The sequence below is a fragment of the Mycolicibacterium sp. MU0050 genome, from assembly GCF_963378085.1.
Classification (GTDB): domain Bacteria; phylum Actinomycetota; class Actinomycetes; order Mycobacteriales; family Mycobacteriaceae; genus Mycobacterium; species Mycobacterium wendilense.
This window is the reverse complement of sequence record NZ_OY726395.1, coordinates 4,417,707-4,442,977: the sequence shown is the minus strand read 5'-3', so window position 1 is coordinate 4,442,977 and position 25,271 is coordinate 4,417,707. Positions and strand designations below refer to the sequence as shown.

The window sequence follows — 25,271 nt, the reverse complement described above, 5'->3', positions numbered from 1 at the left end:
CTTCGCGCAAGCGCTCATCGCAATCCCATTCCCCGTGCCACGACCCCGCGCAACACCTCGTTGGTCCCGCCGCGCAGCGTCACCATCGGCGCGTGCACCCGCGCGACGTCGAGCATGCGGTGCAGCCGCTCGTATTCGGCGGACCCGGGGTCCACGTAGTCCAGCAGGTCGGCCACCAAGGCCACGGAGTCCTGCTCGAAGCGGGTGCCGAGGTCCTTGACCAGCGCGGCCTGATTGGCTGCCGATTCCCCGGCGGTCAAAGCGCGGGCCACCGACACCGACAGCTGCCGCAACGACACCAGCCGGGCCACCAGATCGCCGATGGTGGCCGGGTCCGGTCCCTCGTCGGTGCCCGCCAGCGCGCGGATCGCGGCCAGGATCACCGTCACGGTGGACAGCACCCGCTCGGGGCCGCTGCGCTCGAAGGACAACTCGGCGGTCACCTGGTGCCAGCCGTTGCCGATCTCGCCGAGCACGTCGGCGTCGGGGACGAACACGTCGGTGAAGATGGTTTCGTTGAAGTGGTGTTCGCCGTCCATCGAGACGATCGGGTCGATGTGCACCCCGGCCGAATCGGTGGGCACCAGAAACTGGCTGAAGCCCGCGTGCCGGCGGTCAGGGTCGGCCGGGCTGGTGCGGGCCAGCACCACCACCTGATGCGCCAGGTGCGCTCCGCTGGTCCACACCTTGCGGCCGTTGAGTATCCAGCCGCCGTCGGTGCGGGTGGCCCGGGTGGCCGCGGCGGCCAGGTCCGAACCGGACTGCGGCTCACTCATCCCGATCGCAGAGAAGAACCGCCCGGCCGCGATGCGCGGCAGGATGCGACGGCGCTGCTCCTCGTTGCCGTAGGCCATCAGCCCGGGCGCCACCTGCCGGTCGGCGATCCAGTGCGCGGCCACCGGCGCGCCCGCGACCAGCAACTCCTCGGTGACGACGTAGCGGTGCAGGTGGCCCAGGCCGCGGCCGCCGTAGTCCACCGGGATGGTCAGCCCCAGGTAGCCCGCGTCGCCCAACCGGGCGCTGAAGGCCTCGTCCCACCGCGACAGCCAGGTGTCCACCGCGGGCGCCCAGCCGAACTCGGCGCGGTCGGCGGCCAGGAAGTCGCGGATGGAGGCGCGCAGCGCGGCCAGTTCGGGCTCGTTGGCGCAGAGCGCGTCGAAGCTGCTCATCAATCACTCCTCGGCGGGCGGATGACCCATGATCGCAGTCCGGTCGACAGCGGTGCCCGGCCGCATCCCACATTGACATGTAATGCAGTTGCATCATATTGTCCGGGCGACCGCGTCGGGTTGGTGCGGCTCTCCTCCACGAAAGGGTCGACGACATGGCATGGGACTTCGAGACGGATCCGGCATTCCAGCGGGAATTGGACTGGGCCGACGAGTTCGTCCGCGAGCACGTCGAACCGCTGGATCTGCTGCTCGATGACCCGTACGACAAATCCGACGAGCGCGCGATGGCGATCGTCGGGCCCCTGCAGCAGCAGGTGAAGGAACGCCGGCTGTGGGCGTGTCACCTGGGCCCGGAACTCGGCGGTCCCGGGTACGGGCAGGTCAAGCTGGCGCTGCTCAACGAGATCCTCGGGCGCTCGCGCTGGGCCCCGACGGTCTTCGGCTGTCAGGCCCCGGATTCCGGCAACGCGGAGATCCTCGCCCACTACGGCACCCCCGAGCAGCGCGAGCGTTATCTGACGCCGTTGCTCGAGGGCAAGATCTCGTCGTGCTACTCGATGACCGAACCGCACGCCGGCTCCGACCCCACGCTGTTCCGTACCCGGGCCGTCCGCGACGGCGGGGATTGGGTGATCAACGGCGAGAAGTGGTTCAGCTCGAACGCCGCCGTCGCGTCGTTCTTCATCGTCATGGTCGTCACGGACCCGGAAGTCAGCCCGTACGAAGGCATGTCGATGTTCCTCGTGCCCGCCGGCACCCCGGGGCTGGAGATCATCCGGGACGTGCACGTCGGCTCGGGCGGTGCCCACAGCTCGCACGGTTACCTGCGCTACCGCGACGTTCGGGTGCCCGCCGACCACCTCCTCGGTGCGGAGGGCGGCGCGTTCGGCGTGGCGCAGACCCGCCTCGGCGGTGGTCGGATCCACCACGCCATGCGGACGTTGGCCCAGGTGCGGCGGGCCTTCGACATGATGTGCGAGCGCGCGGTGTCGCGGCAGACCCGCCACGGCACGCTCGGCAGCCTGCAGATGACTCAGGAGCGCATCGCCGACAGCTGGATCGAGATGGAGCAGTTCCGTCTGCTGGTGCTGCGCACGGCGTGGCTGATCGACAAACACCGCGACTACCGCAAGGTCCGCAAGGACATCGCGGCGGTCAAGGTCGCCATGCCCAAGGTTTTCCACGATGTGACGCTGCGCGCCATGCATCTGCACGGCGCGCTGGGGGTGTCCGGTGAGATGCCGTTCGCGGACATGCTCATCGACTCCGAGGTGATGGCACTGGTCGACGGTCCGACCGAGGTGCACCAGATCACGCTGGCCAAGGACCTGCTGAAGACCTACACCCCGGCGCCCGGCGACTTTCCCACCACGCACCTGCCCGCGCTGCGGGAACAGGCCCGCCGCCGCTACGCCCACTATTTCGACAGCACTATCGGCAACGACGACCCGGGTGCGCTGACCGGATCGCGAAAGGCCGAAGCCCAGTGACTCGCCTGACGAAGCTCAGCCGGTCGGTCGCCGGGCAGGTGGTGGTCGTCACCGGGGCAGCCAGCGGAATGGGGGCGGCCACCGCGCGCCTGCTGGCCGACGAGGGCGCCCACGTCGGGCTGGTGGACCGCGACGCGCAGGCCCTGACGGCGGTGGCCGACGAGCTGTCCGGCGCCGGGGCCCGGACGCACCCGGTGGTGGCCGACGTTGCGGCCCAAGGGGTTCCGGCCGCAGCGATCGCCGAGATCCGTGACCGACTCGGACCGGTCGACGGCCTGGTGAACAACGCCGGGATCGCCACCGTCACCGGCATCGACGACGAGGACTTCGACGCGCGGTGGAGCGCCGCCATGGACATCAACCTGAAGGCCTACGCGGCATTCGTGCGGGCGGCGCTGCCCGATCTGTGCCGCGACGGCAGCGGCCGGATCGTCAACGTGGCGTCGACCGAGGCGCTCGGGGCGACACCGCGGCAGCTGCCCTACACCGTCAGCAAGCACGGGGTGGTCGGGCTGACTCGGGCGCTCGCGGTGGATCTGGGTCCGCGCGGCGTCACGGTGAACTGCATCTGTCCGGGACCGATCAACACCGGGATGACGGCGGAGATCCCCGACGAGGCCAAGGCCGTCTTCGCGCGCCGGCGCACCGCGCTGCGTCGCTACGGCGATCCCGAGGAGGTGGCCCACGCCACTTTGTCGTTGCTGCTCCCCGCCGCGTCCTACGTCACCGGTGCGGTGCTGGCCGTCGACGGCGGGCTCACCGCGCGCAACGCCTGAGGGAGCCGATGTCTCGATCACCGATCCCGGCCCGGACCCGGCTCATCGAAGCCGGTGAGCGCCTGTTCGCCGAACGTGGCATCGACGGCGTCAGCCTGCGCGAGATCAGCCGCGAGGCCGGGTCGCGCAACGTAATGGCGCTGCAGCACCACTTCAAGGACCGGGACGGTCTGCTGAACGCGATCCTGGACAAACACCTCGTTCGGGTGGAACAGCGCCGGCACGTCCTGCTCGACGCGGCCGAAGCCTCGGGGGAGCCCACGCTGCCCGCGCTGGCCGCCGCGCTGGTGGACCCGTGGGCGCAGTGCCTGGTCGATGACGACGGCGGCCGCCGCTACCTGCAGATCTTCGTCGAGTTGGTGAACCGGCCGAGGCCGGTGCTGCCGCCCTCGCTGGGGGACGACGTGGGCAGCCTGGAACGTTGGCGTGCGCTGGTCGATCCGCTGCTGACGCCGGAGCAGCGGCGGTTGCACCGCCGCTACGCCGCGATGTTGTACGTCACCACCGAGCTCGCAAGGTGGGCGCGCAGCGCCAACGCCCCCGATCTGCCCCTGGTCTCGGCATCGCTGACCGACCTCGTCGTCGCCATGCTGAGCGCCCCGGTCAGCGCTGCCACGGCGGCGGCGTTGGAATCGCACCGCTGACGCCGGGCACAGCAGGAATTGTCATGTCCGTCCCCGGCGAGGCGGACCATACTCGACTGCTGTGAGCGCAGAGCCTTCGTCACCGCCGCCCAACCGGGACCGATTGCGGGAACTGCTGGACTCGGTGGTGCCCGGTGACGGTGCGGCCGGCGTCGAGGACATGGCCCGCGACTCCTATGTCTCGGAGTTCCATTTCTCCCGGGAGGTGCGCCGGCTGACCGGCGAACCGCCGGCCGCGCTGCGGCGCCGCATCATGTTGGAACGGGCGGCCTGGCGGTTGGGCCGCGGCGAGGGCGTGGCCGCCGTGGCCGCCGACGAGGGGTGGTCCTCCCCGGAGGTGTTCTCCCGGGCCTTTCGCCGCGCCTTCGGCATTCCGCCGTCGGCGATGACCGCAACGGGCCGCGGGTTCCGGTTACCTGCGCCCAACGGGCTGCACTTCCACCCGCCGCAGTCGCTGTGGATCGACGGCGAGGCGGGCGAGCAGCAGACCGCCGGGGTGACCCGACTGATGCTCGCCCACGACGTCGCCGACACCGACTACCTGCTGGACCGTGCCGCTGAACTCACCGAAGAGCAATGGGTGCAGCAACTTTCGCCGGAACAGGTGGTGCTGGAGTGGGACGGTCCGGAACCCAGCATCGCCGCCGTGCTCGGCGCGATCGTCTGGGCCAAGGAGGTCTGGCTGGCCAGCATCGAGGGCCGCGACTTCCCGCCGAGAACCCCCACCGACCCGATGGTCTCCGAGCCGCGCGCGTTGGCGGCGCATCACGGGGTCGTCAGCGCCCGGTGGTCGGCCATGGTGGTCGAGGTCACCGAGCAGGGCCGGCTGGCCGACACCGTGATCGACGCGCTGTGCGACCCGCCGGAGTCCTTTCAACTGTTCGGCATCGTCGCGCACGTGCTCACCTACTCCGCGCATCGGCGGGAACTGGCCCGGTCGATGTTCGCCCGGCTGGGCATGTCGACGAAGCGCGGTGATCCGCTGGACTGGATGAGAGGGACGGACTGATGACGACCGTCTACTACACCGCCTCGAGCCTGGACGGGTTCATCGTGGACACCGACGACAGCCTCGATTGGTTGACCTCGCGGGCCATCGACCAGGCCGGCCCGTTCGGTTACGACGACTTCATCGCCGCGGTCGGCGCCCTGGTGATGGGGGCGAGCACCTACGAGTGGATCGTCCGCAACGACCCGGGGCAGTGGCTCTACACCCAGCCGGCCTGGGTGCTGACGCACCGACCCGAGATCGTGCAGGCCGGCCACCCGGTGCACACCTACGCCGGTGACGTCGTCGACCTGCACTCGCGGCTGGTCGAGGCGGCGGCCGGCAAGGACGTCTGGGTGATCGGCGGCGGCGAGGTGGCCGCGCAGTTCGTCGCCGCGGGACTGGTCGACGAGATGGTCGTCAGCTACACCCCGTGCAGCCTGGGAGCGGGGGCGCGGCTGCTGCCGCTGCGGTCGGAATGGGTGCTGGTCGACTCGGGGGTCAACGGGGAATTCCTGTGCGCGCGCTGGCGCCGAGCCGCCTGAGCTGATAGTCCTACTAAGTGGACGCGGACCTGTGGTTTAATCGGAGAATCATGTTCTTCGATTTTGATAACGCCGCTCCCGGACGGTCCTGATGAGTATCTCGCTGCTGCTGGAGATGGCGCTCTCCGGAGATCCGGAGCGCGTGGCCGTGGTTTCCGAGGGCACCCGGCTGACCACGCAGGAACTCTCCGATCTCGCCGACGGCGGTGCGGGCGTCATCGCCGGCACCGGCGCCGAACACGTGGTGTACGTCGGTACCGGTGGGGCACTGCTGCCGCTGCTGCTGTTCTCCTCGGCACGCGCGGCGAAGGCGTTCACCCCGATCAACTACCGGCTCTCGGCCGAGGGCATCCAGGCGCTCATCGCGCGGCTGCCCAAGCCGCTGGTGGTCGTCGACGAGCGTTACCGCGACATGGTCGGTGACGCCGGCGCGACGGTCATGGAGTCCGCCGAGTTCGTGACGGCCGCCAAGTCCGCGGAGGCGGTCGCCGAGTTCGCCGACCCCGACGACGTGGGCGTGGTGCTGTTCACCTCCGGCACCACCTCCGCACCCAAGGCCGTCGAGCTCTCGCACAACAACCTGACGTCCTACATCACCGGGACCGTCGAGTTCGGCGCCGCCGAACCGGACGACGCCGCGCTGATCTGCGTGCCGCCCTACCACATCGCCGGTGTCTCGGCGGCGCTGTCGAACCTCTACGCCGGCCGAAAAATGGTGTACCTGCCCAACTTCGACGCCACCGAGTGGGTGCGTCTGGTCGGCGAGGAGGGCGTGACGTCGGCGACGGTGGTGCCCACCATGCTGGACCGGATCGTCACCGTGCTCGAGTCTGGCGACCACCCGCTGCCAACCTTGCGCACCCTGGCCTACGGCGGCTCCAAGGTGGGGCTGCCGCTGGTCCGCAAGGCCCTGGGCCTGCTGCCGCATGTCGGGTTCGTCAACGCCTACGGGTTGACCGAAACCTCGTCGACCATCGCGGTGCTGACTCCCGAGGATCACCGCGAGGCGCACGGCAACTCCGACGAGGCCGTCGCCAAGCGGCTGGGCTCGGTGGGACAGCCGGTGCCGGGCATCGAGGTGCAGATCCGCGCCGAGGACGGGACCGTGCTGGGTCCCGGCGAACCCGGTGAGCTGTTCGTGCGCGGGGAGCAGGTCTCCGGCAAGTACACCGGCATCGGCTCGGTGCTCGACGAGCAGGGCTGGTTCCCCACCAAGGACATCGCCACCCTGGACGAGGGCGGCTACCTGTTCATCACCGGCCGCTCCGATGACACCATCATCCGCGGCGGCGAGAACATCGCCCCCGCCGAACTGGAGGACGTGCTGGTCGAGCATCCCGACGTCCACGAGGTTGCCGTGGTCGGGGTGGAGGACCCGCAATGGGGACAGGCGATCGTGGCGGTGGTGGTGCCCGCCGCCGGCACCGATCCCGACCCCGAGGAACTGCGCGCCTACGTGCGCAAGCAGTTGCGCGGATCGCGCACACCGGACCGGGTGGTGTTCCGGGAGGAACTGCCCACCAACGCCACCGGCAAGCTGCTGCGGCGGGAGATCGTCGCAAGCCTCAATGACACCGCAACACAAACACAGGGGTAGCAAATGGTGAAGAACGGCACTCGCCTGCAGAGCCAGGTGGACGACACTCAGGTCATCGTCGTGAAGAGCTCCGACGCGCTGGCGGACCTGCGCTGCGGCGGCGCGCCCATGGTGCCGCTCGACGCCGAGAAGTCCGGTGCGGCAATCGATCCCGCTTTCGCCGAGGGCACCGCGATGGGCAAGCGCTACGTCGATGCCGATGGCGCCGAGGTATTGGTGACCAAGGCGGGCCAGGGCACGCTGTCGGTGGGCACCACCGCGCTGAGCCTCAAGGAGGCCAAGCCGCTGCCCGCCAGCGACTAGTCCCCGCGCCGAGCGCGCAACAACGGCCTGCGTGCAACAACGAAAAACGCCGCCCCGGAACGCATTCCGGGGCGGCGTTTTTGTCTTCGGGACTAGGCGACCTCGATCACCATCGCCGAGCCCATGCCGCCGCCGGCGCACATCGACAGCACGCCGATGCCGCCGCCGCGGCGACGCAGCTCGTAGATGGCCGAGGTGACCATGCGGGCACCGGTGGCCGCGATCGGGTGACCCAGGCTGATGCCCGAGCCGTAGACGTTGACCTTGTCCTCGTCGAGCCCGAGTTGGCGGGTGCACGCCACGGCCTGGGCGGCGAACGCCTCGTTGATCTCGAACAGGGCGACGTCGGAGATCTTCAGTCCGGCCAGTTCCAGCGCCTTCGGGATGGCGTAGATGGGTCCGCTGCCGGTGCGCTTGGGCGGCACGCCGACCTGCGACCACGACAGGATGTTGGCCAGCACGTCCTGCGAGGTGTTCGGTGCGGCCAGCGCCACGACGGCCGCACCGTCGTTGGTGCCGGACGAGTTTCCGGCCGTCACGCTGAAGCCCTCGATCTCGGGGTGCAGGACCTTCAGGCCCGCCAGGGTCTCCAGCGACGAATTGCGCCGCGGGTGCTCGTCGACCGAGAAGGTGACGGTGGAACCGTCCTGTTGCGGCACCTCGATGGGCACGATCTCGTCGACGAACGAGCCGGCGTCGATGGCCTTGACGGCCCGCTGGTGGCTGCGCAGCGCCCAGGCGTCCTGGTCCTCGCGGGTCAGGCCGTACTCGACGGCGCAGTTGTGCGCGACGGTGATCGACATGTCGTAGGGCGGGGCATCGGGGGAGTCGATGGGGTTGGCCATCGGCGCCCACCGCTCGAAGTCGCCGGCCTCCTTGCCGGTGGTGAACGCCTTGCGCTTGAGGAACTGCGGCATGTTCGACATCGACTCCATGCCACCGGCCAGGATCGCGTTGCTCATCCCGGCGGCGATCTGACCCGCGCCGAAGGCGATGGCGGTCAGGCCCGAGGCGCATTGGCGGTTGACCGCGGCGCCGGGGAGGTCCTCGAAGCCGAGGTCCACCGCGATGTAACGGGCGCTGTCGCCGCCGCCCTGCAGGCTCTCGGCGAGCACCAGGTCGTCGAAGTCCTTGGCGCCCAGGCCGGACCGTTCGACTGCGGCGGCCACGATGGGCTTGGCCACCTCGATGGGTTGCATGTTGGCCAGGGTGCCCTTGCGCGCGGTGCCGAGGGCGCTGCGGGCGGCCGCGATGATGGCGGCCTTGCTGTTTGCGGTCATGAGGTCTCCGAAAATCGAGGATGCCGAGAAGAGGCTTCTAGTTTACAGAGAACGATATTACCGTAACGGGTTCCGGTACTGAATGCCGAGCAGGCCCCCGCTTGCAGGGGCCTGCTCGCGAAATCAGTCCTCCGGGGTGTACCCGAAGGGCAGCAGGACGCTCTTGGACTCGCAGTACCCCGCGATGCCCTCCGGCCCGCACTCACGGCCCACGCCGGAGTTCTTGTAGCCACCGAACGGGGCACCCGGATCGAAGGCGTACATGTTGACGCCGTAGGTGCCGGTGCGGATCTGCGACGCGATCTCGAGCGCCTTCTTGTTGTCGGTGGTGTACACCGAACCCGCCAGCCCGTACACCGAGTCGTTGGCGATGCGCACCGCGTCGGCCTCGTCCTCGTAGGGGATCACCGCCAGGACGGGGCCGAAGATCTCCTCCTGCGCGATGGTCATCGAGTTGTCGACGTCGGCGAACACCGTGGGCTGGACGAACCAGCCGCCGTCGAGGCCCTCGGGACGGCCGCCGCCGGTCACCAGGCGGGCGCCCTCCTCGACGCCCTTCTTGATGTAGCCCTCGACCCGCTCGCGCTGCTTCTCGCTGATCAGCGGGCCCACGGCCGCACTCGGGTCGTCCGGCACCCCGACCGGCATGGCGGCGACGGCGTTGCCCACCTTCTCGACGACCTCGTCGTAGCGCGACCGCGGCGCCAGGATGCGGGTCTGGCCGACGCAGGCCTGCCCGGTGTTCATCAGGCCGGAGAAAATCAGCATCGGCAGCGTGGAATCCAGGTCGGCGTCCTCCAGGATGATCGCCGCGGACTTGCCGCCCAACTCCAGCGTGCAGGGCTTGAGCCGCTCGGCGGCGATCTTGCCGATCTCCTTGCCGACCGCGCTCGACCCGGTGAAGGTGAACTTGTCGATCTCGGGGTTGTCGGTCAGCGCCCGGCCCGTCTCGGGGCCGCCGGGGACCACCGACAGCACGCCCTCGGGCAGCCCGGCCTCGGCGAAGACCTCGGCCATCAGATTGGTGGTCAGCGGGGTCTCGGCGGCGGGCTTGAGCACGATGGTGCACCCCGCGAGCAACGCCGGACCGAGCTTGTTGGCCGCCAGGAAGAACGGAACGTTCCAGGCCACCACGGCACCCACCACGCCGATGGGCTCCTTGAGCACCAGGGTCTGCCCGTAGGCCCCGTCGCGGATGTCCTTCCAGGTGAACTTGTCCGCCGCCGAGGCGTAGAACTGCAGCGTCGACATCGCGGCGCCGTACTGCATCATGTCGACGATGGTCTGCGGCTGCCCGGTCTCCAGCTTGAGCAGGTGCTTGAACTCGTCGGCGCGGGCCTCGATCAGCTCGACCGCCTTGGCCAGCACCGCCTCCCGCTCCTTGGGGGACTTGCGCGGCCACGGGCCTTCGTCGAAGGCCTTGCGGGCCGCGGCGAAGGCCGCGTCGACATCGGCCTTGGTGGCCAGCGGCACCTGACCGACCTTCTCGCCGGTGGCCGGCGAGAAGACCTCGATGACCTCCGAGGACGACGGGTCGACCCACTGGCCGCCGATGAACAGCTTGTCGTAATCGGTCTTGATGGCAGAAGCCGAAGTCTGTGTCATGAGGCACACAATACCCACTGCGCGGGTGCCGATGAGAACCTGTTTCAGTCCGCACTTTCCGGTGGTCGGAGCACCAGAACCAGGTTGCTCACCAGAAACTCCCGAAGCACCGGCACCGCCGTCATCCACCACGCCCATCGCGGGTGGTAGCGCGGGAAAGCGGCCACCAGCGCGCCGGTGCTGCGCGCCCATTCCAGCCCGTCCGCCGCCGAGACCGCGAACAGCGACGACCCGTAGTAATTCTTCGGCGGATGCCCGTGTTTGCGGGTGTACCGGGCCGCGGCCCGGGCGCCGCCCAGATAGTGCGTCATCCCCATCTCGTGACCGCCGAATGGGCCGAGCCAGACGGTGTAGGACAGGATCGCCAGCCCGCCGGGCCGGGTCACGCGCAACATCTCCCGGCCCAGCAGCCACGGTTCCGGCACGTGCTCGGCGACATTCGACGACAGGCAGATGTCGACGCTTTCGTCGGCGAACGGCAGCGCCATGCCGGAGGCCCGCACGAAGGTGCCGTCGCCGCGCTGCGCCGCCGGCCCCGCATGCATCTCCCGGGGGTCGGGTTCCACGCCGATGTAGGCCATGGCCCGTGCGGCGAATGCGTCGGCGAAATAACCCGGGCCGCCCCCGACGTCGAGCACGGTCCGCCCGGCCGCCGACTGCCCGGTCGCCTCCCACAGCCGCGTCACCATGGTCGCGGTGTCGGCGGCCAGCGCACCGTAGAACCGGGCCGGGTCGGACTGCTCGAACCGGAACTCCGAGAGCAGCCGCACCGAGCGGGCCAGCGATGCGTGCCGCGCGAACAGGTCGGTGATGGCCACCGGCCAACCCTACGCACGCCCGGCGCCGGCGCCCGACAGGTCTACGCTGGGACGGATGTCCGCGTTGCCCGTTCGCTCAGTGCTGATGTTGTGCTGGCGCGACACCGGCCACCCGCAAGGCGGCGGCAGCGAGGCCTACCTGCAACGCATCGGCGCGCAGCTGGCCGCCGAGGGCGTCGCGGTGACGCTGCGCACGGCCCGGTACCCCGGCGCCCCGCGTCGCGGCACCGTCGACGGCGTGCAGATCAGCCGCGGGGGCGGCGCGTATTCGGTATACATCTGGGCCGGGCTGGCCATGGTGGCCGCGCGGCTGGGCCTGGGTCCGCTGCGCCATGCCCGTCCGGACGTGGTGATCGACACCCAGAACGGGGTGCCGTTCCTGGCGCGGCTGGCCTACGGGCGCCGCGCGGTGGTGCTGGTGCACCACTGCCACCGCGAGCAGTGGCCGGTGGCCGGCCGCTGGACCGGACGGTTCGGCTGGTTCGTCGAATCCAGGCTCTCGCCGTGGCTGCACCGGCGTAACCAATACGTCACGGTGTCGCTGCCCTCGATGCGGGACCTCACCGAACTCGGTGTCGACCCGCAGCGCATCGCAGTCGTGCGCAACGGTCTCGACGACGCGCCCGCGGCCTCGCTGGCTGCCCCGCGCTCGGCGGTGCCGCGGGTCGCGGTGCTGTCGCGGCTGGTACCGCACAAACAGATCGAGGACGCACTCGACGCGGTCGCGGCGCTGCGACCCCGCATCCCGGATCTGCATCTCGACGTCGTCGGCGACGGCTGGTGGCGCCGCCGCCTGATCGATCACGCTCAGGCCCTGGGGATCTCGGATGCGGTGACCTTCCACGGGCACGTCGACGACGTCACGAAACACCTGGTGGTGCAACGCGCCTGGGTGCACGTGCTGCCCTCGCGCAAGGAAGGCTGGGGGCTGGCGGTGCTGGAGGCCGCCCAGCACGCGGTGCCCACCGTCGGCTACCGGTCCTCCGGCGGGCTCAACGACTCGATCGTCGACGGCGTCACCGGGATCCTGGTCGACGACAGCACCGAACTGATCCAGCGGCTCGACGAGTTGCTCAGCGACCCGGTGCTGCGCGAGGAACTGGGCCGCAAGGCCCAAGCCCGCACCGCCGAATTCTCCTGGCGGCAGAGCGCGGTCGGCATGCACGCCGTGCTGGCGGCGGTTCAGGCCGGCCGACGGGTCAGCGGCGTCCTCTGAACCGTCAGCCCCACCGCACCCGCGAGCAGCACAGCCAGCCAGATCAGATGCGCCGCGATCAGCAGCTCCCGATGCGCCGCACCCGGTAGCGGTGCCGCGCCGTCGACCCGGTACAGCCGCAGGTCGGCGTCGGCGTAGGCGACCGGCAGCTGCGCCAACGTTGTTGCGGCCGAACCATTGTCGCCGCCCGCGTCGGACTCCACCACCACCCAGCCCACGCCCGCCTCGGCGAGCCGGCGCGGATCCGCCCCGCTCAAGAGCAACTCCTGCACCGCCCGGGCCGTGCCGCCCTCGCCCAGCACCGTGGTCCCCGAGATCGTCAGGTCGCCGGTGCTGAACACGTCGGCCCGCAGCCACCGCGGCAGCGGATCGAGCACCGGGGCCGGGCCGGTCCAGTCGAACTGCCGCATGGAATCCGGCGGTAGCACCGCCACCGGGCGGGGATCGGCGTTGATCAGCGCGGCCACCTCGGTCCAGCCCGCCGGGTAGCGCACCGCGGCGACCTTGCCGCCCACCCCCCACACCAGATCCGGCAGCACGGCGATCAGGGCGGCACACAGCACGGCCGCGGCCACGGCGGGACGGGCCCGCCACCGCGCCAGCGCGGCGGGTGCCGCGGCCGCGGCGACCGCGTAACCCGGCATCGCCAGCGCCACCCACTTCTGGCCGTCCCGCAACACCCCGAGGCCCGGCACCGCCTCCGAGATCGCCTGGACCAGCGCCAGGCCGGGGTCGGTGGCCGACAGCGCGGGCAGCAGCACCGCCGCGCCGGCCAGCACCAACAGCGGCCGGGCGGCGCGGCTGCGCGCGGCGACCGGTAGGCCCAGGGCCAGGACGGCCAGCAGCACCGCGGTGGCCGCCAGCGCGAAAAGCGTTGTGCGCGAATCGGGTACCGCCTGCGCGTTCCAGATCCCACCGAGGCCGGCCAGGCTGCCCAGGGTGCCCAGCCCCGGTTCGGCGCGGGCGGCGAACGCGGCGGTGCCGGCCCCGCCGGCCTGATACCCCGACAGCGAACCGGACAGCAGCGCAGCGGCCAGCCAGGGCACCGCCGCCAGCATCCCGATCAGCACCGCCGCCGCGGCGCACCACCCGCGGGGCACCCCGGTGCCGGGTACCGCGACGGCGACGACGGCGACGACGACGGCCAGCAGCAGTCCCGTCGGCGTGAGACCGGCGACCGCGATCCAGAACGCCAACGCCCACCACGCCGGTGCGCCGGCGCGCAGCCGCAGCACGGCCGCCGCCACCCAGGGCAGCGCGCCGTAACCGACCAGCAGGCTCCAGTGCCCCTGCAGCAGTCGCTCGGCGACGTAGGGGTTCCACACCGCGACCGTCGTCGCGACGAACTGACCCGCAAGCCCCACCGACGGCAACACGGCGCCCGCCAGCCGGGCGGCGCCCACCCCGGCGGCCCACAGTCCGGCGATCAACAGCGCCTTGACCACGATGCCGCCGTCGATGACCGCCGAGGTCAGCGCCACCAGGAAGTCCTGCGGCAGGGCCCGCGGGGCCGCCTCGGAGAGCCCCAGCGCGGCGTCGGACAGGTATGACCGCGGCGTTGACACCGCGTCGCGCAGCAGCAGATAACCGGGCGCCAGCAGCGGCGCGGTGATCAGCAGCGTCAGCAGCAGCGCGTACCCGGGCACCGCCAACGCGGCGGCGTGGAGCCGGGGCACCTGAGCGCCCGCCGGGCTCACGTGCGGTCTGGCGGGCCCTGGTCGGGGTGCAGATCGGGACGCTGGGCCGGCAGCTTCTCGGTTTCGGCCTCCGCGGCCGGCATCGGGCCGGTGTCCTCGCCGCGGCGACTGGCGAACCCGCCGAAGAAGCCGCCCTCCTTGCCGTCCAGACCCGGATCGATCAGCTCGGCCTCCGCGCGCAGGCTGAACGAGCCCAGCAGCGCGCCGGCCACCAGTGCGATCAGGCCCGCCGCGGTGAAGGTGATCGGCAGGATGCGGGACCACAGCGCGATCTGATCACGCTCGTCGCGGGCGGCCTCCACCTGCTCCTCGATGGTGCTCTCGTTGGTGGTCACCGTGTAGTCGGCGAGCGCGACCTCGGGCTCGAGCGCGTCGCGGGCGTAGTAGTGGTTGGCCCGCTCTTCGGACTTGACGATGGTGCCGGAGACCGGATCCACCCAGAACGCGCGCTGCGCGGCGTAGTAGCGCGTCATGGTGATGGGTTCCTCGGGTTCGCCCGGGACTCCCCACTGCATGGCGCGGGCGGTGACCTCGGCGTCCTCGTCGTTGTCGTAGAGCGACGAGTACCGGATGGGCTTGACCAGCTTGCCGTCGGCGTCGTATCCGACGTTCTGGGTGAACTTGTAGGTGGTCAGCCCGTTGACGTCTTCCTCGCCGTCGTAGTTGGCATCGAAAGGCTTCTGTGCGATCGGGTCGAAGAACGGATAGGTCTTCTTCTCGGTGTCGAACGGGAAGCGGTAGGACAGGCCCTCGTGCGGCAGCGCAATGTTGGTGGGCGCCTTGGTGTCCTCCATGGACCGCGGCTTCTGCACGGCGCCACCGGGGTGGTTCTCGTCGGAGACGGCCATCGCGCTGGCCCGGTCCACCGTGACGGTGTCGACCATCGCCAGCAGCAGGCCGTTGTCCTTCTGCTGGTCGGTCCGGCGCACCGAGGTACCCACCTGCAGGGTCACCACGTCGGCGTTGGCCGGGGACTCCACGCTGATCTGTTGCTGGGACACCACCGGCACACCCTCGTCGATGACGAAGGTCTCGCCGGCGAGCGAGGCCGGGTCCAGCGCGGTCCCGGTGCCGTCGCTGACCAGGGTCGCGTCGAGATCCAGCGGAATCTTCTTGATCTGGCCCGCGGTGTAGGTGGACAGCAGCAACGCGGCTATCAACAGGGCGGCGCCCAGCCCCAACAGGCCGCACGCGCCGATACGCAACATGACTGCACGGTTCAAGGTGGGCGTACCTTCCTTCCGGTCCGGGCAGCACAGGCAAACCCGTTCGACCCTAACAGCAGACACTAGAGTGCCCACCCTTTCCATCCTTGCAGCCGGGTGCCGGTATCCGGTGATGCGGTTACGGCACACTGGGTCGGGTGAACGAGGTGTCCGGCGGGCGAACCCGGCCCGCCGAGGTGGGCGGGACGCGCGGGTTCCTGCCCGCGGTCGAGGGGTTGCGCGCCTGCGCGGCGATCGGCGTCGTCATCACGCACGTGGCGTTTCAGACCGCACAGTCCGGCGGCATCACCGGTCGGCTGTGGGCCCGCTTCGACCTGGCGGTGGCCGTGTTCTTCGCGCTCTCCGGTTTCCTGTTGTGGCGCGGCCACGCGGCGGCCGCGCGTGACCTGCGGGAACGCCCACCCACGGGCCACTACCTGCGCTCCCGGATCGTCCGGATCATGCCCGGCTACCTGCTGGCGGTCGTCATCATCCTGCTGTTTCTGCCCGACGCGATGGGCGCCAGCCCGACGGTGTGGTGGGCCAACCTGACGTTGACCCAGATCTATGTGCCGCTGACGCTGACCCCGGGGCTGACCCAGATGTGGAGCCTGTCGGTCGAGGTCACCTTCTACCTGGCGCTACCGTTCCTGGCGCTGCTGGCCCGCCGGCTGCCGGTGCGGGCGCGGATCCCGGTGATCGCCGGGGTGGCGGTGGCGAGCCTGGCCTGGGGACTGCTGCCGATCAGCACCCCGGAGGGTGTCAACCCGCTGAACTGGCCGCCGGCCTACGCCTCGTGGTTCGCCGCGGGCATCCTGCTCGCCGAGTGGACCGTCAGCCCGATGGGATGGATGCACCGGCTGGCGCGCCGCCGGGTGCTGATGGCCGGCATCGTGGTGGTGGCCTACCTGATCTCGGCCTCGCCGCTGGCCGGGCCGGAGGGGATGACGCCGGCGCGCCTGGACCAGTTCGTGGTGCGCACCGCGATGGGCGCGATCATCGCCTGGGGGTTGTTGGCGCCGTTGGTGCTGGATCGGCCCGACACCAGCCACCGCTTCCTGGGCAGCCCGATCATGGTGACGTTGGGTCGCTGGTCCTACGGGTTGTTCGTCTGGCACCTCGCGGCGCTGGCGATGGCCTTCCCGCTGGTCGGCAAGTTCGTGTTCAACGGCGCGATGCCGGTGATCCTGGTCCTCACGCTGGTGTTCGGCATCGCGATGGCCGCCGTCAGCTATGCGCTGGTGGAGAACCCGTGCCGGCAGGCGCTGCGGCGCTGGGAATATCGACGCGCGAATCCCATTCCGCCGCTGGACAGTTCGGTCACCGACGAGCCGGAGCCTGCGATCGCGAAATGACCTCGGCGCGGATCGCCGAGCGGCGGGCCTTGCCCGCGTCATCGCGCAGCGGACGGTCGACGAACTCCACGGTGCGCGGCACCTTGTGGGGCTCCAGCCGGCCCCGCAGGTATTCGCGCACGCCGTCGGCGTCCAGGGTGGCGGCCTCGGCGAGTTGCACCAGGGCGTGCGGCACCTGCCCGAGGTCCTCGTGTGGAATGCCGACCACCAGGGCGCTCGCCACCTGCGGGTGGTCGTTGAGGGCGTTCTCGATCTCGGCGGGGTAGGTGTTCTTGCCGCCGACGGTGAACATGTCGACGCGGCGGTCGGACAGGTACAGGTAGCCCTCGTCGTCGAAGTAGCCGAGGTCGCCCAGCGAGTCCCAGCCGTCGCGGGTCTTGGCCGTGGCCCCGATGTAGCGGTAGGTGGGGGCGCTGCCCGGGGTGGGGCGCAGGTAGATCTCACCGACCTCGCCGGGCGCGCATTCGTTGCCGTCGTCGTCGAGCACCTTCATCTCGCCGGTCACCACCCGGCCTACCGAACCGCGGTGGGTCAGCCACTCGCCGCCGGAGATGAACGTCAGTGCCTGTAATTCGGTGCCGCCGTAGAGTTCCCATACCGCGTCCGGGCCGACGAGGTCGATCCAGGCTTCTTTGACCGTGGGCGGGCACGGGGCGGCCAGATGCCAGAGCCGGCGGATCGAGGACAGGTCGTAGGCGTCCGGTTCGGCGCGGTAGGCCGTCAGGGCGCGCTGCAGGATGGTGGGCACCGTGGCCAGGAACGTGACCCGATGCTGGGTGATCAACCGCAGGAATTCCCGTGGATCGAAGCGCGGCATCAGGATCAGATGCTGGCCCAACAGCAGGCCCGCCACCGCCACGGTGAACCCGGTGTTGTGACTCATCGGCACGTTGATCAGCTGGACATCGTCGGTGCTCGCCCCCAACGGATGGCCGATCGCCGCGGGCACACGGCTGTCGCCGCCGGCTTCGATCAGCTTGGGCCGCCCGGTGCTGCCGCCGGAGCCCATCGCCTTCCACACCGGGGAGACCGCCTCCGGCAGCGCGTCGTCGGAGATGTCCGGTCCGGGAGTGAAACCGTTTGGCACACTGGTTACTTGGCCGCGCGGGTCGCTGCGTCCCACCAGCAACGCGCGGGGCCGCAGCTCCAGGATCTCGGCGAGCTCCGCGTCGGGCAGGGCCGGGGCCAACGGCTGCGGCACCGCGCCGAGCTTCCAGCAGGCGATCGCCGACTGGAGCCATTCGATGGAGTTGGGCACCATGATCGTCACGTAATCCCCGTGCCCTACGCCCCTTTCGGCGTAGGTGCGGGCCAGCCGGTTGGTGTCGGCGTCCAGCTCCGCGCGGCTCACGGTGCGGCCCTGGCAGGTCAGGGCGGGCGCATCCGGCGCGGCGGTGGCGAGCGCGGTGAGCTGGGTGGGGATTGGCGGCACCAAGGGTTCGGTCACAAGGCGAATGCTAGGCAGAACCTTCTGGCGGGGCAACGAGATCGGCGTAATGGCGCAAGCTACTCGTCCTTGTCGGCCGACCTCTGGGATCGGGCGAAACCGACGAGGGAGGCGGCCAGCACGGCCAGGCTCGACAGCGCCAGCAGTTGCACCCACGGCGAGTGTCCGATGTAGCCGTCGACCGAGCGCCAGGGGTACCGGGACAGCGCCGCGCCGGCCAGCGTCAGCGCGACCGACGTCCCGCCGAGCGTCAGCACCCGGTCGGCGCGCAGGCGGTTGCGCAGCAGATACCGCAGCCCCGCGGCGGCGCCGAACACCAGCGCGCCCACCGCCCCGGAGATCAGCGCGCCGACGGCCACCAGTGCCGCGAGCACCGGCCGCGGACCGGGCGCCCACGGGCGCACCGATTCGTCGGGCCGCCGTCGTCGGCTCGGCAGCAGCGCCAGGGCGGCCAGCACCGGTAGCAGCGCCAGGCCCCCGGCCAGGCCCGCGCGGTACAGCGCGTTGGAGGCGAAACTCAACGTCACCGTGCCCGCCGTGCCGGCCGGCACCACCCAACCCTGTTGCCAGCCGTTGACGGTGACCGGGGTCAGCTTCGCGCCGTCGGGCGCCCGCGCGCTCCAGCCGGGGTTGACGCTTTCCGGGACGACGAGCACCCGGTCGGTGTCGGCCGGCGGCAGGGACAGCTCCCGACGATCCGCCGACCACCGCTCGGCCGGTGCCGCCGCGGTCGGGGCCGGGCGGATCTCGTCGGCGCGCGGCCCGGACAGCTGCACCCCGTCGACGATGAACGCCGCGCCGGGGCTCACCAGCAGCTCCTGCTGGCCGCTGGGCAGGTCGATCGGCGTGGCGTCACACGGCCGCGCCCGCAGAGGTTCGCCGTCGAGCAACGCGCCGACGGTGGTGCGCACGGAGGTGTTGACGAACCGACCCGCCACCGCGAGTACCGGGCCCTCGCCGCAGCCGACGGTGATCGGCCGCGACCGGTTACGCTGCGCGTCGGCGGCGGCGATGGGTGTGCCGTTGGCGCGCAACGCCTGCACCTCGGCCAGGCCGGGCGGCTTGATCTGGTCGAAACCCAGTGCGGTGCGGTCGATCACGTCTTCCCAGTCGAGGATGCTGAGCTTGATCGACCCGGTGACGGCCGGGTGCAGCTGCAACGTCTGGCGGCCGTCACCGTAGAGCCGGCGGACCTGGGGGCCGGTGCCCAGGTCGATGGCGACCATCGTCGGGGTGGTGGGCAATTCGGACAGGCTCGGCGTCAGTCGCAGCGCGGCCACCTCGGTCGGCTCCGGCAGGGTGATCGTCAGCGTGGCCGTGCCGTGGTTGCGGACGATGCCCTGCGGCGCGGTCCAGGCGGTCCGGGGATCGCCGTCGGCCGCGGCGAAGGCGGAGCCGAGCACGTCGAACGAGTCGGAGTCGCCGTCGGCGCGGGTGGTGCCCGGTTCCCGGACCAGGTCCGACAGCGCCGGTCCCTGCCGCGGCCGGACCCACACCGTCGGGGTCACCGAGACGGGCTCCGGCACGGTGAGCGTGCGGCTCAGGTTGACCAGTTCCTCGGGGGCCAGCGCCAATGCGGAGGCGCAGTGCACCGCGTCGGCACCGTCGATGCAGCCGGACCGGCCCAGGAACTCCGAGCCGAGATCCCACCGGGCCACCGTCGAATCCTCCGGCGGGCCCGGCACTTTCACGGTGTGCCGCAGGTCGACCGGATGCGCGAAGCCCGACGCGTCGTACTGCGTGACCGCCAGGTCGGTGATGCCGAACTGGACGCCGCCGGAACCGTCCGCGGTCGCGGCGGCGGTGATGCGCACCCACGGCGTCTCCCCGTAGGGCAGCGCCACGGTCACCGGCTGACCGGGTTCGTCGACCCGCAGCGTCGTGGTGCCGCCGGCGGTGGCGATCTCGATGCGGGTGACCTGCGCGCCGATCGCCGAGTTCGCGGGCGTCAGGGTCAGCGTCGCGTTGGTGACCGGGTGGTCGAAGTCGATCCGCAGCCACTGGCCGACGGCGGCCTGCAGCGAGTTCGACACCCAGCTGGTGGCGGAGTCGCCGTCGATCGCCGCGGTCGGCCCGGCCGCAGGCGCGACGTTCGGCAGCGCGGTGGCGTCGGCGGCCGAACTGGAGGTGCTCAGCCGGCCGCCGGTCCAACTGCCGTACACCGGCTCCGCGCCGGGGCTCGGATAGTCCGGCACCCGGTTGTGGGTGTGCCGCTCGTCGCCCTCGGCGCGCACCGCCGAGGAATGGTCGTCGACGCGGCCGTAGTCGGTCTCCCGCGCCACCGGGGTGTCGGTGACGGTGACCACGTCGGTGGACAGGCCCGCGGCCCGCGCGTCCTGGGTGAGCAACACCGGACCCAGCGGACCGGCGTCGGCCAGCCGGCGCCGTTCGTCGAGGCGCAGCAGCACCTCCGGGCCGCCGTCGACGCGGGCCAGCTCGTCGAGGTCGGCAACGTAAGGGGCGCCGGGGTTTTCGACCCCGGTGTGCAACGGCTCGACTCGGTAGATCTCCACCGCCCGGTAGCGCGGCCGCAGCCCGCTGTCGGTGATGAACCCCGCCAGGGTGCCCGGGCCCACGAAGTCACCGAACTCCGCGACCTTGGTCAGCCCCGGCGAGCCCTCGATCGCCCGGTGCACCAGGATCGGGCGGGCCGAGCGGGAGTGCTCGGGGTCGAGGTCGTTGCGCAGCACCAGATACGAGACGCCCTGCCGGGCCAGGGTGTCGGCCAGTCCCGCCGACGGCCGGCCCGCGGCGAACAGCCGCTGCACCGAGTCCAGCGCGCGGATCGTCTGCGGTGGGGTCAACGGGATGGAATCGCGTACCCCCCAAGGGCTTTCGCCGAGCACCTGCAGGGGTTCGTCGCGGGTGTTGCCCCAGATCTGGGTCGCGAACGGCGCGCCGGGCGCCACCAGCGCGCGGCCGGGCGTCGGTTTTCCGGTGTTGTGTTCGGTCAGCCACTGCGCGGTGTCGTGCCAGTGGTCGGGGATCGCCGAGAACGAACCGGGCGGGGTCAGCCGCGCGGTCCACGCCAGCGAGGTGGCCGCGGTGAGCGCCGCGAGCACCACGATCCCGACGGCGACCCGCTTGTCGTCCTCGGGATGGGTGAACGCGCGCAGCCACACCGGCCGGGGCGCGCTGCCCGGCAGCGGGATGCGGCCCATCAGGTGCGCGATGCCGAGCACGATCGGGATGCGGATCAGCGGTTCCAGCTTGTGCACATTGCGCAGCGGGGCGCCGTCGGCGTCCAGGAACGCCTGCACGTAGGAGGCCACCGGCGAACCCAGGCCGCCGGAATAGCCGACCGCCAGCAGGGTGACGCCGATCAGCAGCATCGTCACCAGGCGACCGCGCGCGGGCATCGTCCGCAGCGCCAGGCCGGCCAGGCCGGCCGCGGCCACCAGCGTGGTGGCCCAGATCGCCATCGAGCCGGTGACCAGCGAACTGCCGGCCGTCGCGTTGGGTGCCACGAACGGGGACCAGGCGTAGGTGCCGCGCAGCACCTCGATCAACGACGTCCACTGCGTGGTGACCCCGGAGGACTCGATGTAGTCCAAGAACGGCGGGCTGATCCGACCCAGCGAGGCCAGCGCGACCACCCACCAGGTGACCGCCAGCGCGGTGGCCGCCAACCACCACCCGCTGAACCGCAGCCAGTGCCGGTTCGGCCGGTGGCAGGCCCACCAGATGAGCGCGGGCAGACAGGCCGTCAGGGTGGCGACGGCGTTGACCGCGCCCATCAGCGCGACGGCGGCGGCCGAGCGCGCGGCCAGGATGCGCAGGGACTGGCCGTGCCCGCCGCGCATGGCCAGGATGACGGGCAGCAACACCCAGGGCGCGAGCATCATCGGCAGGGTTTCCGACGAGATCGATCCCAGCGTGCTGAGGACCCGCGGGGACAGCGCGAAGGCAATGCCGGCCAGCACCCGCGACGGGGTGGTGCCGATACCGAGCGCCTCGGCGACCCGCAGGATCCCCCAGAAACCGGCGGTCAGCAGGATCGCCCACCACAGGCGCTGGATCAGCCAGGGCGGCAACCCCAGCAGGTCACCGGCCAGAAAGAACGTCCCGTGCGGGAAGAGGTAGCCGTAGGCCTGGTTCTGCGCCTGGCCGAACGGCAGGTCGCTGTTCCACAGGTCCGCGGCGCGCGCCAGGAACCGCAGCGGGTTGGCGGTGAGGTCGAGCTTGGTGTCCGGGGAGATCTGTCCGGGCGACTGCGCAAGGGTCAGCAGCAGTGCGACCAGCCCGGCCACCCAGAGCCAGCGGCGGGACAGCGGCTCGACGGTGCAGGTGTGCGGATCGGAGATCGACCCTCCCGGACGGGCCGCTACCGGGGATGCGCTCAGGTCAGCTGCGGTCGCCGTATTCGACGCGGTTGAGCACCGACGACGCTGGGTCGCCCGCGGTCAGCGGCGGCTTGGTGTCCTGCTGAACCATCAACGTGACCCCGAATATGGCCGCGGCGCCGAGCAGAAGGCCGACCACGATGCTGGCGGCGGCAGGCACCACGAACCGGGTCATGTGGGCTCCTCAGCGAATGGGGTCGGCGTCGGTCGTCAGCTAACCTAGCACGCGCACCTCAATGCCCCGGGGGCACGATGAGCACCGGCCGTCGGCCGTGGCGGAGCACGTGGTCGGCGACGCTGGACTGCAGCAGTGACCGCAGCCCGGTGGTGCCCCGGGTCCCGGACACCACCAGGTCGGCGTCGAGGCGGTCGGCGGCGTCGATGATGGCGCGCCACACGGTGCCCCGTACCGGGACGCACAGCGGCTCGGCGTTCAGGCCGGCCTCGACCGCGAGTTTGGTGCCCTCGTCGTTGGTGCGCAGCGCGTCGGAATAGGCGATGTCGTGCTCTTCCTCGGGATCGTCGATGGGATCCGGAGGGCCGTCGAGGTCCACGCTGACCGGGTCGGGACCCGACCGGATCGGCGTCCACACGGTGAGCACCACCACGCGTTTGGCAGATAGGAAACGCCCCGCGTAATTGACGGCGCGGCGCGCGTTAGAGGTTCCGTCGTATGCGATCAGCACGACAGACATGCCTCATGATCCCCTTACTGCCGGCTTTGGGTCAGGAAAAACGGCGTGTCGCTCGCTTTTGACCCGTTCACGAACCCTATCGGATCGCGGCTCGGGAGCCGGTCGCTGACCGGAGCTGGATCACATGACAGCATGAGGTATGGCTTTCACCTCCACGCTCGGCCGTGTCGCCGTCTCGGTGGCCACGCTGCCGGCCCTTCTGCTGGCGTGCGCACCGGCATCCCAGCAGGCCGCCCCGGCCACGTCCGAGGCGCGCGCGCAGTCCTCGCCGGCATCGGTGCCGCTGAGCAATCCGATGCCGCAGGCGCCGGCGGTGTGCGGGGACCTCTCCACGCTGTCCACCCGCGACAAGCTCGCGCAGCTGCTGATGGTCGGGGTGAGCAACGGCGCCGACGCCCGCGCCGTGGTCAGCGATCACCGAGTGGGCGGCATCTTCATCGGCAGCTGGACCGACAAGTCCATGCTGACCGACGGCACGCTGGCCCAGATCGCCGCCGCCGCCGAACCGCTGCCGCTGGCCGTCAGCACCGACGAGGAGGGCGGCCGGGTCCAACGGCTGTCCGCGCTGATCGGCAGCCAGCCCTCGCCGCGGGTGCTGGCGGCCACCAAGACGCCCGACGAGGTGTACGCGATCGCGCGCGACCGCGGCCAGAAGATGCGCGGGCTGGGTATCACCGTGGACTTCGCGCCGGTGGTCGACGTGACCGACGCGGCCGACGGCACCGTGATCGGCGACCGGTCCTTCGGTTCGGACCCGGCGGTGGTCACCGAGTACGCCGGTGCGTATGCCCGCGGCCTGCGTGACGGTGGCGTGTTGCCGGTGCTCAAGCATTTCCCCGGCCACGGCAGCGCCTCGGGTGACTCCCACGACACCGGGGTCACCACCCCGTCGCTGGATCAACTCCAGGCCGTCGACCTGGTGCCGTACCGGGAACTGACCGCGCAGGGCCCCGTCGGCGTGATGATGGGCCACATGCAGGTGCCCGGTCTGACCGGTGCGGACCCGGCCAGCCTCAGCGGCGCCGCCGTGGGCCTGCTGCGCAGCGGCAACTACGGCGGCCCCGGCTTCGGCGGGGTGGTGTTCAGCGACGACCTGTCCTCGATGGGGGCCATCAACCAGCGCTACGGGGTTCCCGAGGCTGTGCTGCGCAGCCTGCAGGCCGGCGTGGACGTCGCGCTGTGGGTCAGCACGGCCGAGGTGCCGGCGGTCCTGGACCGGCTGGAGTCGGCGGTGGCTTCCGGTGAACTGTCGCTGCCTGCGGTCGAGGCATCGCTGCACCGGGTGGCGGGGATCAAGGGTCCGGCCCGCTGCTAGTGCACCCGCCCTGCTTACTCCCCAGTAAGATCAGGGCCGGGTTGTCCGGCGAAGGGTAGAGGCATGGCAGGTGGTACCAAGCGGCTGCCGCGTGCCGTGCGCGAGCAGCAGATGCTCGACGCCGCGGTCGAGGTGTTCTCCGTCAACGGCTATCACGAGACGTCGATGGACGCGATCGCGGCCAAGGCCGAGATATCCAAGCCGATGCTCTACCTTTATTACGGGTCGAAGGAAGACCTGTTCGGCGCCTGCCTGAACCGCGAATTGGGCCGCTTCATCGAGGCCGTGCGCACCGATGTGGATTTCACGCTGCCGCCGCGGGACATGCTGCGCAAGACCATCCTGACGTTTCTGAGCTACATCGACGCCAACCGCGCGTCGTGGATCGTGCTCTACACGCAGGCCACCAGTTCGCAGGCGTTCGCCCACACCGTGCGCGAAGGCCGCGAGCGGATCATCGACCTGGTCGCCCGACTGCTGTCCACCGGAACCAGGAATCCCGAGCCCGGCACCGACTTCCACATGATGGCGATCGCGTTGGTGGGCGCCGGCGAGGCGGTGGCCGCACGGGTCAGCGCCGGCGATGTCGATGTCGACGACGCTGCCGAGCTGTTGATCAACCTGTTCTGGCGAGGCCTCAAGGGCAAGACGGGCCAGGCTCAGAACTGAGGTGGGGTCTCCGGTCGGGCGAGGCGCTGATATGAGCCCGTCGGGTATTGAGGCCGAATCGAGGCTGCGTTCACCGTGGGGGTTTCTCGCATTCTTGCGCGCTGAGCGCAG

At 70.8% G+C, this 25,271-nt stretch carries 21 protein-coding genes; 11 read left to right on the top strand and 10 right to left on the bottom strand.

Going from position 1 to position 25,271, the window contains the following annotated elements:
- Positions 1-14: 14 nt before the first annotated feature.
- Positions 15-1,169, bottom strand: a complete 1,155-nt coding sequence (locus R2K23_RS21175; RefSeq protein ID WP_316512372.1) for an acyl-CoA dehydrogenase family protein — start codon at positions 1,167-1,169, stop codon at positions 15-17.
- Between the two features lie 155 nt (positions 1,170-1,324).
- On the opposite strand from R2K23_RS21175, the gene R2K23_RS21170 reads away from it, so the two are divergent.
- The 7 genes from R2K23_RS21170 to R2K23_RS21140 all read left to right on the top strand — a co-directional run bounded on the left by R2K23_RS21170 (position 1,325) and on the right by R2K23_RS21140 (position 7,515).
- The gene (locus R2K23_RS21170; RefSeq protein ID WP_316512371.1) at positions 1,325-2,662 is read left to right on the top strand and encodes an acyl-CoA dehydrogenase family protein; all 1,338 of its coding nucleotides are present in this window, start codon (positions 1,325-1,327) and stop codon (positions 2,660-2,662) included.
- Complete coding sequence (locus R2K23_RS21165) at positions 2,659-3,438, top strand: SDR family NAD(P)-dependent oxidoreductase (protein ID WP_316512368.1); 780 nt, start codon at positions 2,659-2,661, stop codon at positions 3,436-3,438. Before R2K23_RS21170 ends, R2K23_RS21165 begins: the two co-directional genes overlap by 4 nt.
- Before the next feature lie 8 nt (positions 3,439-3,446).
- A complete protein-coding gene (locus R2K23_RS21160) occupies positions 3,447-4,082 on the top strand; it encodes a TetR/AcrR family transcriptional regulator (RefSeq protein WP_316512366.1) in 636 nt (211 codons plus the stop codon).
- A 61-nt stretch (positions 4,083-4,143) separates the two neighbouring features.
- Positions 4,144-5,091 (top strand): helix-turn-helix domain-containing protein, encoded by a 948-nt coding sequence (locus R2K23_RS21155; RefSeq protein ID WP_316512364.1) that lies wholly within the window; start codon positions 4,144-4,146, stop codon positions 5,089-5,091.
- On the top strand, positions 5,091-5,615 hold the full coding sequence (locus tag R2K23_RS21150) for a dihydrofolate reductase family protein (RefSeq protein ID WP_316512362.1): 525 nt from the start codon (positions 5,091-5,093) through the stop codon (positions 5,613-5,615). The genes R2K23_RS21155 and R2K23_RS21150 overlap by 1 nt, the downstream gene beginning before the upstream one ends.
- A 91-nt stretch (positions 5,616-5,706) precedes the next feature.
- Complete coding sequence (locus tag R2K23_RS21145; protein WP_316512360.1) at positions 5,707-7,212, top strand: class I adenylate-forming enzyme family protein; 1,506 nt, start codon at positions 5,707-5,709, stop codon at positions 7,210-7,212.
- A gap of 3 nt (positions 7,213-7,215) precedes the next feature.
- A complete protein-coding gene (locus tag R2K23_RS21140; protein WP_316512358.1) occupies positions 7,216-7,515 on the top strand; it encodes a hypothetical protein in 300 nt (99 codons plus the stop codon).
- Positions 7,516-7,607: 92 nt separating this feature from the next.
- Here the strand turns inward: R2K23_RS21140 and R2K23_RS21135 are convergent, their stop codons facing one another.
- The 3 genes from R2K23_RS21135 to R2K23_RS21125 all read right to left on the bottom strand — a co-directional run bounded on the left by R2K23_RS21135 (position 7,608) and on the right by R2K23_RS21125 (position 11,218).
- Entirely contained in the window at positions 7,608-8,795 is a 1,188-nt protein-coding gene (locus R2K23_RS21135; RefSeq protein ID WP_316512357.1) for a thiolase family protein, read from the bottom strand.
- Between the two features lie 123 nt (positions 8,796-8,918).
- Positions 8,919-10,400, bottom strand: a complete 1,482-nt coding sequence (locus tag R2K23_RS21130; protein WP_316512356.1) for an aldehyde dehydrogenase — start codon at positions 10,398-10,400, stop codon at positions 8,919-8,921.
- Between the two features lie 44 nt (positions 10,401-10,444).
- Entirely contained in the window at positions 10,445-11,218 is a 774-nt protein-coding gene (locus tag R2K23_RS21125) for a class I SAM-dependent methyltransferase (RefSeq protein WP_316512355.1), read from the bottom strand.
- 55 nt (positions 11,219-11,273) lie between these two features.
- On the opposite strand from R2K23_RS21125, the gene R2K23_RS21120 reads away from it, so the two are divergent.
- Positions 11,274-12,434 (top strand): glycosyltransferase family 4 protein, encoded by a 1,161-nt coding sequence (locus R2K23_RS21120; RefSeq protein WP_316512354.1) that lies wholly within the window; start codon positions 11,274-11,276, stop codon positions 12,432-12,434.
- On the opposite strand, the gene R2K23_RS21115 is transcribed toward R2K23_RS21120, so the two are convergent.
- A complete protein-coding gene (locus R2K23_RS21115) occupies positions 12,401-14,110 on the bottom strand; it encodes an MmpA family trehalose lipid delivery protein (RefSeq protein ID WP_316512352.1) in 1,710 nt (569 codons plus the stop codon). The two genes, R2K23_RS21120 and R2K23_RS21115, sit on opposite strands and share 34 nt — an antisense overlap.
- Positions 14,111-14,127: 17 nt before the next feature.
- A complete protein-coding gene (gene pgfA, locus R2K23_RS21110) occupies positions 14,128-15,354 on the bottom strand; it encodes a cell envelope lipid trafficking protein PgfA (protein WP_316512350.1) in 1,227 nt (408 codons plus the stop codon).
- A gap of 140 nt (positions 15,355-15,494) precedes the next feature.
- Between pgfA and R2K23_RS21105 the strand changes: the two genes are divergently transcribed.
- A complete protein-coding gene (locus tag R2K23_RS21105) occupies positions 15,495-16,691 on the top strand; it encodes an acyltransferase family protein (protein WP_316512348.1) in 1,197 nt (398 codons plus the stop codon).
- Here R2K23_RS21105 and R2K23_RS21100 read toward each other — a convergent pair.
- The 4 genes from R2K23_RS21100 to R2K23_RS21085 form a co-directional block, all read right to left on the bottom strand.
- Complete coding sequence (locus R2K23_RS21100; RefSeq protein ID WP_316512346.1) at positions 16,657-18,138, bottom strand: AMP-binding protein; 1,482 nt, start codon at positions 18,136-18,138, stop codon at positions 16,657-16,659. The two genes, R2K23_RS21105 and R2K23_RS21100, sit on opposite strands and share 35 nt — an antisense overlap.
- A gap of 59 nt (positions 18,139-18,197) precedes the next feature.
- Entirely contained in the window at positions 18,198-22,409 is a 4,212-nt protein-coding gene (locus R2K23_RS21095) for an alpha-(1->3)-arabinofuranosyltransferase (RefSeq protein WP_316517454.1), read from the bottom strand.
- Positions 22,410-22,482: 73 nt separating this feature from the next.
- Positions 22,483-22,656, bottom strand: a complete 174-nt coding sequence (locus R2K23_RS21090) for a DUF2613 domain-containing protein (protein ID WP_316512344.1) — start codon at positions 22,654-22,656, stop codon at positions 22,483-22,485.
- A 58-nt stretch (positions 22,657-22,714) separates the two neighbouring features.
- Positions 22,715-23,176, bottom strand: a complete 462-nt coding sequence (locus tag R2K23_RS21085) for a universal stress protein (protein ID WP_316512342.1) — start codon at positions 23,174-23,176, stop codon at positions 22,715-22,717.
- A 139-nt stretch (positions 23,177-23,315) separates the two neighbouring features.
- Here R2K23_RS21085 and R2K23_RS21080 point away from each other — a divergent pair, with 139 nt between their 5' ends.
- Both R2K23_RS21080 and R2K23_RS21075 read left to right on the top strand, forming a co-directional pair.
- Positions 23,316-24,491 carry a glycoside hydrolase family 3 N-terminal domain-containing protein gene (locus R2K23_RS21080; RefSeq protein WP_316512340.1) on the top strand — a complete coding sequence of 392 codons (1,176 nt, stop codon included), beginning with the start codon at positions 23,316-23,318 and terminating at the stop codon, positions 24,489-24,491.
- A gap of 63 nt (positions 24,492-24,554) precedes the next feature.
- Complete coding sequence (locus R2K23_RS21075) at positions 24,555-25,160, top strand: TetR/AcrR family transcriptional regulator (protein ID WP_316512338.1); 606 nt, start codon at positions 24,555-24,557, stop codon at positions 25,158-25,160.
- Positions 25,161-25,271: the final 111 nt, after the last annotated feature.